The sequence below is a fragment of the Adlercreutzia equolifaciens genome (assembly GCF_029076695.1).
Classification (GTDB): domain Bacteria; phylum Actinomycetota; class Coriobacteriia; order Coriobacteriales; family Eggerthellaceae; genus Adlercreutzia; species Adlercreutzia equolifaciens_A.
In genome coordinates, this window is the sequence record NZ_JARFIK010000002.1 from 836,725 (window position 1) to 850,815 (window position 14,091).

At 61.0% G+C, this 14,091-nt stretch carries 9 protein-coding genes; 7 read left to right on the forward strand and 2 right to left on the reverse strand.

The window, feature by feature from the left end; genetic code table 11:
• Positions 1 to 224 precede the first annotated feature (224 nt).
• The 4 genes from ileS (at position 225) to hemH (ending at position 5,989) form a co-directional block, all read left to right on the forward strand.
• Positions 225 to 3,071, forward strand: coding sequence for an isoleucine--tRNA ligase (gene ileS / locus PZH32_RS09315; protein WP_275207749.1), 2,847 nt, complete (start codon positions 225 to 227; stop codon positions 3,069 to 3,071).
• On the forward strand, positions 3,072 to 3,674 hold the full coding sequence (gene lspA, locus PZH32_RS09320; RefSeq protein ID WP_275207750.1) for a signal peptidase II: 603 nt from the start codon (positions 3,072 to 3,074) through the stop codon (positions 3,672 to 3,674). It abuts the gene before it with no gap.
• 70 nt (positions 3,675 to 3,744) lie between these two features.
• Positions 3,745 to 4,803, forward strand: coding sequence for an RluA family pseudouridine synthase (locus PZH32_RS09325; protein WP_275207753.1), 1,059 nt, complete (start codon positions 3,745 to 3,747; stop codon positions 4,801 to 4,803).
• The gene (hemH, locus tag PZH32_RS09330) at positions 4,796 to 5,989 is read left to right on the forward strand and encodes a ferrochelatase (protein ID WP_275207754.1); all 1,194 of its coding nucleotides are present in this window, start codon (positions 4,796 to 4,798) and stop codon (positions 5,987 to 5,989) included. The genes PZH32_RS09325 and hemH overlap by 8 nt, the downstream gene beginning before the upstream one ends.
• Here the strand turns inward: hemH and PZH32_RS09335 are convergent.
• Entirely contained in the window at positions 5,986 to 6,921 is a 936-nt protein-coding gene (locus PZH32_RS09335) for a LysR family transcriptional regulator (protein ID WP_275207756.1), read from the reverse strand. The two genes, hemH and PZH32_RS09335, sit on opposite strands and share 4 nt — an antisense overlap.
• A gap of 278 nt (positions 6,922 to 7,199) precedes the next feature.
• On the opposite strand from PZH32_RS09335, the gene PZH32_RS09340 reads away from it, so the two are divergent.
• Positions 7,200 to 8,774, forward strand: coding sequence for an FAD-dependent oxidoreductase (locus tag PZH32_RS09340; RefSeq protein WP_275207757.1), 1,575 nt, complete (start codon positions 7,200 to 7,202; stop codon positions 8,772 to 8,774).
• A gap of 300 nt (positions 8,775 to 9,074) precedes the next feature.
• Positions 9,075 to 10,400, forward strand: a complete 1,326-nt coding sequence (locus PZH32_RS09345; RefSeq protein ID WP_275207759.1) for a coproporphyrinogen III oxidase family protein — start codon at positions 9,075 to 9,077, stop codon at positions 10,398 to 10,400.
• A 176-nt stretch (positions 10,401 to 10,576) separates the two neighbouring features.
• Here PZH32_RS09345 and PZH32_RS09350 read toward each other — a convergent pair whose 3' ends face one another.
• Positions 10,577 to 12,217 carry an FAD-dependent oxidoreductase gene (locus PZH32_RS09350; protein WP_275207760.1) on the reverse strand — a complete coding sequence of 547 codons (1,641 nt, stop codon included), beginning with the start codon at positions 12,215 to 12,217 and terminating at the stop codon, positions 10,577 to 10,579.
• 246 nt (positions 12,218 to 12,463) lie between these two features.
• On the opposite strand from PZH32_RS09350, the gene PZH32_RS09355 reads away from it, so the two are divergent.
• Positions 12,464 to 13,996, forward strand: coding sequence for a response regulator transcription factor (locus PZH32_RS09355; RefSeq protein ID WP_275207762.1), 1,533 nt, complete (start codon positions 12,464 to 12,466; stop codon positions 13,994 to 13,996).
• Positions 13,997 to 14,091: the final 95 nt, after the last annotated feature.

The window sequence follows — 14,091 nt, forward strand, 5'->3', positions numbered from 1 at the left end:
TCCAAAGGTCGATGGAAACCGCCGAGGGCACGCGATCCCGCGTGGCCTTGAGACGAACCTGTAACGATTGCCTGTGCCATCGGCGCGGATTTTCCGCGCACCCTGGGCGCAACGGTGGTTTGCGTGGGGTGCTTGCTTTATACTTTACCAGTTGCAAACAAGGGGATGCCCCTGTGTCCCTGCCATAGAACATCGTTGGAAGAAGAACCGAAGAGGGAGTGAACGTGGCCACCAGTTACAAAGACACCATGAACCTGCCCGAGACCGATTTCCCCATGCGCGGCAATCTGCCCCAGAACGAGCCGAAGCGCTTGGAGAAATGGCAGCAGGAGGATCTGTATCATCGCGTCCTGGAGAAGAACAAGGACGGCAAGCCCTTCATCCTGCATGACGGCCCGCCCTACGCCAACGGTCCCATCCACATCGGTCACTCCTTCAACAAGATCCTCAAGGACTTCGTCGTGAAGAGCCACGCCCAACGCGGCTACTTCACGCCCTATGTGCCCGGTTGGGACTGCCACGGCCAGCCTATCGAGCACATGGTGGAGGTTACCCTGGGGCCCGAGAAAATGGCCGAGATCTCTCAGCCCGAACTGCGCAAAGCTTGCCGCGAGTGGGCGGAGCGCTTCGTGGACATCCAGCGCGAGGGCTTCAAGCGTCTGGGCGTGAATGCCGAGTGGGATCGCCCCTACCTCACCTTCATTCCCAACTACGAGGCCGGCAACGTGGAAATCTTCAAGGACCTGTACCTGAAGGGCTCCATCTACCGCGGCCGCAAGCCCATCCACTGGTGCACCCACTGCCACACCGCCCTGGCCGAGGCAGAAATCGAATACGGCGACGAGGTGTCGCCCTCCATCTACGTGAAGTTCAAGCTGGACGCTGTGCCGGGCATCTTCGAGGCCAACGGCGCCGAGGGCGATGCCTATGTGCTCATCTGGACCACCACGCCCTGGACGCTGCCGGCCAACACCGCCGTGTCCCTGGCGCCCGATGCCGACTACGTCATGGTGCAGGTGAATGGCGATAATCTCATCATGGCCAAGGAACTGGTGGAGACGGTGGCCGAGGTGGCCGGCTGGGAGGACTACGGCTTCGTGTCCGATGCCGCCGGCGAGCCGGTGACCATCAAGGGCAAGCAGCTCTTCGGCCTTACCTACACTGCTCCTATTCGCCACGACATCAAGGGCACCGTCATCTACGGCGACCACGTCACGCTCGATACCGGCACCGGTGCCGTGCACACGGCCCCCGGCCATGGCCAGGACGACTACCTGGTGGCCCTGGAGTTCGACATTCCGCTGCTCATGCCCGTGGACGACAACGGCGTGTTCACCGACGAGGCGGGCCAGTTCGCGGGCCTGTCCACCGATGAGGCCAACCCGGTCATCATCGACTGGCTGCGCGAGCAGGGCACCCTGGTGGCCGAGAAGAAGATCAACCACTCCTATCCGCACTGCTGGCGCTGCCATGAGCCCGTCATCTTCCGCGCTACGGACCAGTGGTTCGTGTCCATGGACAAGAACTCCCTGCGCGAGGATGCCCTGCGCGCCATCAACACCGAGGTAACCTGGGTGCCGGCCTGGGCGAAGAATCGCATCGGCGCCATGGTGGCCGACCGTCCCGACTGGTGCATCTCGCGCCAGCGAAGCTGGGGCGTGCCCATTCCGGTGTTCAAGTGCGCGAAGTGCGGCAGCACCGTGGCTACCGAGGAAACCTTCGACGCGGTCATCGAGCTTTTCAACACGAAGGGCGCCGACGCGTGGTTTACCGAGGCTCCCAGCGAGTACCTGCCCCGCGGCACGAAGTGCGAGGTATGCGGCTGCACCGACCTGGTGCCCGAGAAGGACATTCTCGACGTATGGTGGGAGTCCGGTGTCAGCCACACCAGCGTGTGCCGTCACCGTGCCGAGGAGGACGGCCTGCGCTTCCCGGCCGATATGTATCTGGAGGGCTCCGACCAGCATCGCGGCTGGTTCCAGTCGTCGCTGCTCACCTCCATCGGCGCCTACGGCGTGCCGCCCTACAAGTCGGTCATGCACTGCGGCTTCACCGTGGACGAAGAGGGCCGCAAGATGTCCAAGTCGTTGGGCAACGGCATCGATCCGGTGGAGATGTGCGACAAGTTCGGCGCGGATGTGCTGCGCCTGTGGGTGTCATCCTGCGATTACTCCCAGGATGTGTCCATTTCCGAGGGCATTCTGAAGCAGGTGTCCGACGCCTACCGCCGCTTCCGCAACACCTTCCGCTTCCTGCTGGGCAACTTGAACGATTTTGGCCCCCAGGATGTGGTGGCGTCCTGGGACGAGCTTGAGCCGCTCGACCAGTGGGCCCTCGTGCGCTTGACCGAGGTGCTCGCCGAAGTGGAAGCGGGCTACGAGAACTATCGCTACAACAGCGTCTACCGCACGCTTTATGAATACGTGAACGAGCTGTCCTCGGTGTACATGGACGTCACGAAGGACCGTCTCTATGCCGAGGCGCCGAACTCGCCGCGCCGCCGTGCCGTGCAGACGGTGCTCATGAACATCCTCGAGGTGCTGGTGCGCGTTATGAGCCCCATCCTGTCGTTCACCACCGACGAGGTGTGGGAGTGCTACCCGCCGGCGTTCCGCAATCTGCCCGGTCGCGAAGCGTCGGTGCAGCTGGCCGGCTGGCCCGCCCTGCGCGACTTTGCTCCCGCTCTTCCTGCCGATGCCGGTGCCCAGGTGGCGGCCTTCGGCGAGATGATGGCCGTGCGCGAGGTGGTCACCAAGGCGCTGGAAGATGCCCGTAACGACAAGATCATCGGCAAGAGCCAGGAGGCGGCTCTCGTGGTAACGGCGCCGGCCGGCGTGGTAGCCACGGCCTCCGCCTTCGACCCGGCGGTGTTCGAGGAGCTCTTCATTGTGGCCTCGGTGCAGTTTGTCGAGAATGACGGCGACGAGGTAACGGTGGCGGTGACCGTGGCCGAGGGCGAGAAGTGCCCGCGCTGCTGGAATATTCGCACCTTGGGCGGCAACGAGCACCATCCCGATGTCTGCGAGCGCTGCGGCGATGCCCTGGACGCCCTGGGTTTCGAGGCGGAATAAGTGACTGACCAGCTTCAGACGACGGCGACTAACGAAACGGCAGGGGCTCCGGCTCCTGCCATGCCGGCGCCCCCGCGCAACGTTCGGGCGCGCAATATCGCGCTGTTCGCTGGCTTGGTGGTGCTGTGGTTCGCCCTGGATATGGCCACAAAGGCCTACTTCAACGGGTTTACCGTGGGCGAGGTGGTGGCCGGCCCCTTTTTGGGGCTCGTGCAGTTCCGCCTGGCCCACAACACCGGGGCTGCCTGGGGCATGTTCGATGATTCCACCTTTGCCCTGGGCGTTATGTCCACCGTGGTGTGCGTGGCGCTGACGGTGTACCTGTTCGTGGTGGCCAAGCGAGCCACGGTGCTGGAGACGGTCGGTCTGGCCCTCATTGTGGCCGGCGGCCTGGGCAATGCCCTTGATCGGTTCACCTTGGGCTATGTGGTGGACTTCATCGACACCGTATTTATGAGCTTTCCCACGTTTAACGTGGCTGATATTGGCGTAACCTGCGGGTTCGTCATCTTCTTTGCCGGCATGCTGTGGTCTATGCGCAAAGAGCGCGTTGCCGAGCCGCCCGCGGACGCGTCGTCCGATCACGATGCGTCCTCCCAGTGAAAGGCCGGCCAGCCAAGAATACCCCATTCGAGCGATGAGCTGAAACGAACTCCAAGGATAGAATGTACCCATGCAACGCTCCCTTTGCCATATTGTGAATGCCGACGACGCCGGATCTCGTCTTGACGCTTTGTGCGCCGCCCGCGGGCTGTATGCCAGCCGCTCGGCTGCCGCGCGCGCCATCGAGGAGGGCCGCGTGTTCTTGAACGGCCAGACCGTGTCGAAAAAGCAAGCGGTGGCCGCCGGCGACACCATCGTCTACGAGGTAGATGACGAGCCCGAGTCCGTGGTGGTCTACGGAGAGCCCATCGATTTGGACGTGCGCTTCGAGGACGACGACATGCTGGTGCTTTCCAAGCAAGTGGGCCTGGTGTGCCATCCTTCGGTGGACCATTCCCATGGCACGCTGGTGAATGCCCTTATTTGGCATTGCGGCGAGGAGAATCTGTGCAACGTCCAGGGCGAGGAGGCCGATCGCCTGGGTATTGTCCATCGCCTGGACCGTGACACCTCGGGGCTCATGTTGGCCGCGAAGACCAACCTGGCGGGCGAGGAGCTTATGGCGCAAATCCAGGACAGGGCTGTGGATCGCCACTACATTGCCCTGGTACACGGCATTATGGCCCACGACACCGGCATGATCGATGCGCCCATTGCCCGCTCGGCCAACGAGCGCACGCGCATGGCCGTGCGCGATGTGCCCTCGGCGCGCGAGGCCATTACCACCTTCCGGGTGCTGGAGCGCTTCGAGCACGGCCCCCGGGATGATGGCTACAGCCTTATCGAGTGCAAGCTGTTCACGGGGCGCACCCATCAAATTCGCGTGCATATGCAGTATACGAAGCATCCCATTGTGGGCGATCCGGTCTACAACGCCCACGGTCCGCGGGATGCCCGCGCCCAGCTGGGGCTTGAGCGCCAGTTCCTGCACTCCTACAGCATTGCCTTCGAGCATCCGGTAACGGGGGAGCCGCTTTCCTTCGCCGATAACTTGCCGCGGGATTTGCAGGAGGCCCTGGATAGCTTGGCTCCGCGCTCGCTGGGCAAAACCGAAGCGGGGCGCGAGGTGGCTGCTCTTATGGCGTCCGCTCCCACCCCTTCTGTGGAAGGCCAGGTGTTCCATGACTAAACGTGCGCGCCGCAAGAACAAGGCCCTGGCCGCCCCGAAGATCGGTGTCATCATTGCGAACACCGGCACTCCCGCGGCTCCCACGCCCAAAGCCGTGAAGAAGTACTTGGGGCAGTTTCTCATGGACCGGCGCATTTGCCCTATGCCGTGGCCAGTGTGGTGGTGCCTGCTCCATACCGTCATTCTGCGCAAGCGCGCCAAAGCCTCGGCGGCCAAGTACGAGGAAATCTGGATGCCCGAGGGTTCGCCGCTGAACGTCATCTACGGTTCGCTTGTGCGCGGGCTGAACGAATACTATGCCGAGCGCGGCCTTCCCGTGGAAGTGCGCGCGGGCATGAGTTACGGCAAGCCCTCGCTCAAGCAGGCGGTCAAGGAGCTGAAGCAAGCGGGCTGCACGCAGCTGGTGGTGCTTCCCATGTATCCCCAGACGGCCTACTCGACGGTGGGGTCGGTTACCGACGCGCTGCACAAGGCCGTGCGCCGCGCACGGTGGAAATATCCCGTGGAGGTCATCGAAGGCTACAGCGAGGACGCCGTCTACGTGCGTGCCATTGCCGCCTCCATTCGCAACGCCGGCTTCCGGGAGGATTCCAACGACCGTCTTCTGTTCTCGTTCCACTCCATCCCGCTCAAGGACATCGAGGCGGGGGACACCTACGAGCTGCAGACGGGGGCAACCAGCTTGGCCGTGGCCGGGGAACTGGGTCTCGATCGTCGTCGCTGGACCATCAGTTACCAGAGTCGCTTCGACAAGGGCCGCACCTGGCTTTCGCCTTTCACCCGCCCCACCCTGGTGCGCCTGGCCCAAGCGGCCGAGGCCGACAGCCGTTTATTTATAGTGTGCCCCAACTTCTCGGTGGATTGCCTGGAAACGCTCTACGACATTCCCTATGAGCTGGAGCCTTTGTATCGGGCGGCGCTGGCCGGCGAGTTCGTCGATGCCGACGAAGAGCCCGGTGCCTTGGAGAACACGGGAAAAACCGTCGCTTCCTGTCACGACGAGGCCCATCGCGACGTGTTCCGCACCAAGCGTCGCCAGCGAGCGGCCGAGGAGTACCTGCGGGGCAGTCACGCCCGACAGGAGACTGAGGATGATTTCATCTACGTGCCGTGTCTTAACCGCTCCCGGGCCCATGTGCGCGTGCTGACGCATTTGCTGGCCCCCTATGTGGGGGACGAGGCCTAAGCGTCTTCCCGTTTTTCCTCGCGGGCGAAGTAGCGGTCGAGCTCGTCGGCTTTGCCGTAGTGGCCCACGATGACGCGTGCCACGGCCAGGGCCTGCGGCGACAGGCTGTCCCTAAACACAAATACCGAGGCTAAATCCAAGGGCGCGTTGCGCAGGGGCCGCTGGCACACCTCGTCGGTGACCAATCCCTGGGCGTAGGAGCTTTGGATGATGAAAACGTGCTGGCGCGTGGATACCTGGGCGAGCATGAGATTTTTGTCGTGGAGGATGGCCTCGCTGCGCAGCCCATGGTTGCGAAACACCGTCTCGAATAGGCGTCCTTTGTAGGGACTGGTCTGCACCACGGTCCGTCCGCACAGGTCGCGGGCGAAGTCCACCGAACTTTGAGCGGCCAGGGGGTCGTCGCAGCTGACCAGTACGGAAAGCGCATCATCGGTGAGGCGAATGCAGGGCAGCCCCCAATGATCCGGGGGTCGCATGGTCACAGCGAAGTCCAGCTCTCCCTGGGCAATCTGGCGCCAGAAGGCATCGTGATCGCCATCGACAATTTCGATGCGCACGGTGTCGCTGGGTTCGAAGTAGGAGAGCAGCCGCCGCTTTTCCTCATAGCCCACGAACATGCTCAGCAGCCCCACGCGCACGGTTTCCGGCTTCGGGGTGTCCAGGCTGCGCAGTTCATCCAGGCAGCGGCTCCAGGCGTCGTCTTCCTGACGCAGGAAGGTCAGCAGCATCTGCCCCGCCTCCGTCAGCTCTACGCCCCGCTTATGGCGGGTGAATAAGGCCACGCCCACCATCTTCTCCAGCTCCCTCATGCTAAGGGAGAGCCCCTGGCGCGTCAGGTAAAGGTTCTGGGCCGCTTTCGTGATGTTGCCCGTGGCGCACAGTTCGTAGAAATAGCGCCGCTGTTCCTCGTTCAAGCGAAGAGATGCCATGGCCCCTCCTGCCAGCAGTTCGTTTCGCATGACGCCGTGTTCGGCATGGCGGCTAATATAGGTTACCGTGCGAAGGACAGCAAGGCCTTGCGGAAAACTGTTTAGTACCAGGTTGAGGAGAGGGGAGAACGATACTTCATTGACCAGGGAAAAGAAGCTGCCGCAATGGGACAGTTTGCGGATAGCCCCACTCATCTCTTTCTTTTAGCCGCCCTGCAAGCTTCGTATAGTGGGGCCACGGAGAACAGCGGGTTCTCCCAAAGAAGAGAGGGATCATCATGAGCAACGTTACCAGAAGGGACCTTTTCAAGGGATTCGCCATGGGCTCCATGGCCGTGATGTCCGGTGCTGCCGTAGTGGGGTGCGCTCCTGCCGAGCAGGACGCGGCCGCCAAGGAGGAGCTGGCGGGTACCGGCGTCTATCAGTACGCGAAGCGTGAGAGCGAAGTGGCCGACCGTACGCCCATTGATACGGGAGTGTTGGTTATCGGCGGTGGCGGTGCCGGCCTTTGCGCGGCCCTTTCCGCAGCTGAGCAGGGCGCGTTGGTGACGCTCTGCGAGAAGACTTCGATGTTCGGCGGCGCCACGGCGCTGTCGAGCGGCAAGATTCCCGCCGTCGGCACGGCGCAGCAGCAGGCTAAGGGGGAAGAGGACAGCATCGGTGCCTGCGTCATGGACATCATGCGTCCTAGCAACTACAGCGTTCGTCCCGATCTGGTCTACACGGTGGTGGAGCAGTCGAAGGACATTGTGGAGTGGACCGAGGGCTTTGGTGCCGTGTGGAACGTCGATGACGTACTGTATTTCGGCCAGACGGCCTACCGCATGCACACTACCGAGGGCGAGGGCGCGGGCCTGACCGACGCGCTCATCGCCAGCGTTGAGGCGAACTCCTCCATTAGCTGCCTGCTTTCCTGCGAGATCGAGGGTCTGATCCTTGACGACGAAGAGGATGTGGTGGTGGGTGCCTGGGGCAAGAACGGCACCGAGGACGTGGCCTTCTTCGCCCAGAACACCATTTTGGCTTCCAGCGGCTTTGCCAACAACCCCGATATGCTTGAGCAGTACTGCCCCGAGGCCGTCCCCGCCGTCAAGGTGGTGGCCCCCGGCGCCACGGGCGAGGGCATTCTCTGGGCGGAAGAGCTGGGTGCCGTGCTGCAGAACATGGGCGCCTATCAGGGCCATGCCTTCCACGGCGTTGAAAACGACAAGGTGCTCGAGCAGGGGGTGGCGAATAACGGCGGCATCATTGTGAATCAGGACGGCAACCGCTTCATGAACGAGTACGGCGGCTACTCCGAGCTGTCGCCCCATGTGCTGGCGCAGCCGGGCAATATCGGGTACCTGTGCTTCACCGACATTCAGCGCGAGAAGAGCGCGAAGTTCGCCAGCTGGGAAGAGGAGGGCATTCTGATGACGGCCTCGTCGGTGGCTGACTTGGCCAAGGCCATCGGGGCCGACCCCCAAAAACTCGAGCGTACTATCGCTGATTACCAGGCGGCGCTGAAGACCGGCATGGACAAGTTCAACCGCTGCCATCTTCCCGAAAGCTTCGAGCCCCCGTTCTACGCGGTGAAACTTACGGGCGAGATTCGCCACACCCAGGGCGGCATGGCCACCGACGTGGCGGGCCATGTGCTGCGTGCCGACGGTTTGCTGATCGAGGGACTTTACGCCGCCGGCGGCTGCACCGAGGGATTCTCTTCCCGCGGTGGCGCCGCCTACATGAGCGGCAACGGCCTCATCCAGGCCCTGGTGTTCGGCAAGATTGCCGGTGCAGCCGCTGCCACCGAAACCCGTGGCGAGGCCGTGCTGGTGGAATGGGAGGAGACTCCCGAGGACGCCTACGTATAAACCGTTTCCCATACCCTCCCCAGATTTCCCCGCTGCCTCCCCTCAAGAGGGAGCGGGGAAATTTTTACGGGGAAGGCAGTGCCCATTTGCTGTGTTAGCTTGACAAAGAGGGAAGGGGGGCGAGTGGTGTTTTAAGGCGGTTGTTGCTTCCGTGCAATATGTAAAGTTTACGATGACGTAAGCAATCAGCAATAAATTTCGGGCATCGTTGGCGGCAGTGATAGGATGACACCACTTACTGAAACGCGTCACGCAATCGGGGGAGGTGCAGGGCGCAAACTGACGAGCTAAAGGAGATCTATGCTTTCCGAGCGTTTGCTTACGGGTGTTGTCGGCACCTTGGCAAAAAACCAGCTGACCTTGAAACCCCCCAGCCAGGATAAGCTTCCCGATCCCGTGCCCGGTCGTCCTTACACGCTCTATGCCCACGTGCCTTTTTGCGAGCGCCTGTGCCCGTACTGCAGCTTCAATCGCTTCCCCTATCGCGAGGAGCGAGCGCGCGATTATTTCGCGTCGCTGCGCAAGGAAATGCGCATGCTGGCCGATCAGGGCTACGATTTCGAGAGCATGTACGTGGGAGGCGGCACGCCGACGGTGGACATCGACGAGCTGTGCGAGACCATCGATCTGGCCCGCGAGCTCTTCTCCATTCGCGAGGTAAACTCTGAGACGAACCCGAACCACCTTATTCCGGCCTATCTCGACAAGCTCAAGGGGCGCGTGCAGCGCCTTTCGGTGGGGGTGCAGAGTTTCGACGACGAACTGCTCAAGCAGATGGACCGCTACGAAAAGTACGGCAGCGGCCAGGAGATTTTCGAGCGCATTGGCGAGACGGCCCCTTATTTCGAATCCTTGAATGTGGATATGATCTTCAACTTCCCCTCGCAAACCGAGGATATCCTGTTCAGCGATTTGGAGAAGATCACGCTGTGCGGCTGCGACCAGACCACCTTCTCTCCGCTGTACCAGTCCCATGCCACCACGCGCAAGATGGAAAACGTCTTGGGCAACATGGACTACGAGAAGGAGCGTCGCTTCTATCATATTATCGACGAGGTGCTGGCCGGCGGCGAGCATCCGTTCTTCGAGCGCCGCACTTTGTGGACCTTTAATCGTCTCGACGAGAACCAAGAACGCACCGAGCACCTGGAGGTTGACGAGTACGCCGTGTCCTACGAGGAGTGCGTGGGCATCGGCAGCGGCTCCATTACCCATCTCGATCATAGGCTGCTGGTGAATACGTTCGACTTGAAAGAGTACGGCCGCCAGCTGGCCGAGGACCAGGCTCCCTTGCTGGGCCAGGCGGTTATCTCGCGCCGCGATATGATGCGCTATAAGTTCCTGTTGCAGCTTTACGCGTTGCGTTTCGACAAGCACGAGTTCGAGCGCGACTTCGGTGTTAGTGTCGAGCGCGGTCTTCCTGCAGAGATGGCCTTTATGCGTCTCAACGGCGCCTTCGCCACCGATAACGACGACGAGCTGACCCTGACGCCGCGCGGCCGCTATCTGACCGTGGTGCTCTATCGCCAGTATTTGGCCAGCTTGAATAACCTGCGCGAGCAGGCACGCTCCCAAATTGTCGGCCTGGAGCACGACTTGCTGTTCGGCGACGGGACTGAGAAATAGCCGTTTTCGCTAAAGGAAACGCAACGGGCGCACGTAAAGGACTTGCTGCAGCTTTAACGCTGAAACCACAGCAAGTCCTTTTTCTTGTCTGAAATCCCTAGAAAGCGGCTTAACATCCGAAGCTCCCGCTGCGGGAGGAGGCAGTGGGAGCTTCGGAAGGGGAGGGCAAAGAGGGATTAACCGAGCGTGTAGGCGTTAGTTCCGGCCAGTCGTCCCAGCGACAGGGCAATGCCGTGGCTGATGCCTGGAGCGGTCATGGGGTATTCAGCGCCAAAGCGGCAGCCCTGGTTGTTGCCGGCCACGTAAAGACCCGGCACCGGATTCCCGCTCTCGTCAAGGGCGCGGCACTCGCGGTCGCAATCTATGCCACCCATCATAACGAGCATGTTGCCGGGATGCCCCTCGTAGACATAGTAGGGCGGCTCGATAGCAACCAGGGCAGAGGGAGTCTTGCCGAAGTCCGCATCGAAGTGCTCGGCGGCGAGCTCGTTGTAGCGCGCAATGGTGTCGGTAAGCGTCGCTGTATCGCAGCCCACGATGGCAGCTGCCTCTTCAATGCTCTCGAGCGGTTCGGGCTTGACGGCATCGGGACCCGGCTGGAGGACTTTGGGACCCTGGGCTTCGCCGGTGATGCAGTAGGCAATTTCACCGGGGCATCGCATGATGACATTCGAAAGCGACTGGGCGCCGAGATCCTCATTGATGAAACGATCACCCCGATTGTTCACAAGGAGAACGTCGGCAATATCGGAGAGATGGCTCATGGGGGCATAGGGGGCCTTTTCCATGACGGCGCCGGCCCATATTGCCATCTGGTGGCCTTCGCCGATGTTGCAAATTTCACCGGCGGCATCCATGCAGTTGTAGGTGCAGTTCAGATTTACGGCTTGCGGAGCGTATACTTCCAACATCTCTTTGTTGTTGCCGAAGTCTCCACAAGAGAGCACGACGGCCTTAGCGGCGTTGATGCGGGTGTAGTTCCCCTCAAGGTCTTGGACGATCACAGCGGTAACGCGGTCGTTCTCTTTTACCAGTTGGCGCCCCCACGTAGCGTACAGGAACTCGCCGCCCTTTGATTCCACCTCGTTCTGGAAGCTGAGCATGGGGTAGTAGAATCCTGCATCCTCGGGAAACGTGGGGTCGAAGTTGACGCTCATGGCCGTTGCCCAGGCCGGATATCGGCCATCGACATTCTCCGTTGCCTTAGGCATGAGATAGACCGTGCCGTTGAGCGGTCCCTCCGGCGCCATCTCTCCGGGGCCGAGGAGCTTCACCTCGTCGCAGAGTTCCAGGAACCACTCGACATCCTGGCCCGAATGATCGGCCCAGTGCTTCAAAAGGCTTTGATTTGCCATTTGCAGCGTGTCCTGCATGTAGCGATTGATGAGTGCTGTGGCGTCGATCTCGGGATATCCCGCCTCGACTTGGTACTTGCTGCCAATGCTGCCAATTTGGGAGCCCATGGAGCCACGGCAATTGAAGCGCTCGGATTTCTCCACGACGATGACCTTGGCACCGGCGTCGGTGGCAGCACGAGCGGCCGCCATGCCGGCAATACCGCAGCCGACAATAACAACGTCGGCGTCCTTGGTGTTGGAGATTTCAGCTTCGGGAATGGGAGCGGGGGCGGTGAGGAACGAGGTCGCTGAAGTGGTTTCGCTCGATCCGTCGACTGATCCCGGAACGGCTTCAGATGTGCCTTGCTGTTTGGGAGCGCACCCGGCCAGCCCCAGGGCTGCCAGGGCGCCGGCGCATGCAGCGCCTCCTAAAAAAGAACGACGGGAAACGTGAGCGCTCTTCAAAGTTGACTGACTCATTGGTACCTCCTGTGGTGGTGTTCCTCCTGTAGTTCGCCAGCTGGGTTCAGCTTGCGAACTTCCTGCCGTCATCTTAGACAGACGGCTCTTTTTCGCTGTCATCCTTCGATTGTGAATCCGACGTTGCCTCTGTCACCCAAAAAGAATGAATCTGCTGGCCGAGCCAGCAAAAGAGGTAGGGTGACAGGGTCTGAACTGCTATGATGCGTTCTAAAGAGGGGAGGTCTTTTGAATAAGGAAAAGCCGATGCGCGATGTGGTGCTGTTCGCTTTGGGGTTCGGGTGCCTTTGGTACGCGGGCTTGGCACCTATGGCTGACGTCTCTCTCTTAGCGCCATGGGTCTCATTAGGGTTGCGGTTGGTGCAAGGCGTTGTGCTTGCCGTGCTCGGTATTTCAATGGTGAAGGGAAGGGGCTCTTCTCTTTGGCGCTTGCTTCCCGCAGCTTGCATCCTGCTCTTTTGTCTTGTCGTATTTTCGATGGGTGGCAGAACCTCTGGCGTTCTCTCGCAATTCCTCGATCGACTTTTCTTCGGGACGCTCTTTTTCTATTGGCTGTCCGTGTCTCTTTCTTCCTTGCGCCCGCTACCTGACTGGGCGGTGCCCCTGGGGTTTTTCTTGGGAAGTCTTTTGTCGGTTGGAGGATTTCTCGCTGTGCCGTTCTTTTCAGTGGAATGGCGGGAGGGGTTTGAGGCGCTCAGTCTGGCGGCTCTTGTTCTTTACGAATGGACGGGGAAGGACCGCAGCGAAGCCCCCGCCGCTGTAGAGCGAGCTCCGCGCTTTTCTCCGCGCATGCCCCTTCGATCCTGGGTTCTGCGCTACGCGGTCTTGTTGTTGGGGGCGGTGGCGTTTTCCTTTGTGTTCGGAACCATGACTGACCTTCACGGGTGGATGGGGAAGAGCCATGGCGCGCTGCTGGTTCAGGCGGCTAACGCGGTGGCGGCTTTGGCGGTAGCGGTGATCTTCGCCGTGTTCCGGAAGCCCTTTCGCCCCGACGCTGCCATTGCCCTTGTTGTCCCGCTTTTTGCTGCTGCGCTACTCGGCTTGTCGGCCGAGAATAACGAGGATATGCTTCCTCGCCTGATCATCATGGTGGGCTATCTTGTCTATATGATGGTAGGCTGGGTTTTCATCTTGCGTGAGCAGCGGGCTTTGGGCGTCGACGGCACGCTGACGCTCTCTCTTCTATGTGCGGCCATGCTTGTTTTCGGGCAGATTGGGCGTACCGTGGCACAGGCGGTGCTCGCTCAAGGTGATATGAGTCAGCCTGAGCTTTCATCGCTTTCGCTGGTGTTGTTTTGGGCCATGATCATTGTGGCCATTGGAGCTTACTGGTTGGCGCGTACGAAAGCCGTGGATCGGGACTTGGCGCTGGTGGAGCAAGAGAGGGCTGCCCTGTCTGGAAGCGACAGGGCTCTAGTCGGGGACCATGATGGTGTAGGAGAAACGGTTGCTGACGGGTCTGATGCGCTGGCATCAGAGGCCGAGCAAAGCGGCACGGACTCCGGAGACGAGACGCTGGTAGTGGTGGACCGTCTCTCTCTTCAGGCGTCGGCCTTGCAGAGTCGTATTGGACTGTCGGCGAGGGAAACCGAAGTGGTGGCAGAATTTGCCCGCGGCCGCTCTGCCGCCGTTATTGCCGAGCGACTTTACGTGTCTCCCAATACCGTTAAAACGCATTTGCGTCGGATCTACGAGAAAGCGGGCATCCATTCACGTCAAGAGCTTCTTGATTTGCTTGAAGACGCGGAGTCGTCCCAAAGGAACTCGGAGGAATCGTAGGAGGATTGCGGGATGCGATGGGCGCTTGCTGGGCGAGGATCCTCTGGCAAATGCTGAGCATGCAAAAAGGGCTGGAAGCTTTCGCTTCCAGCCCT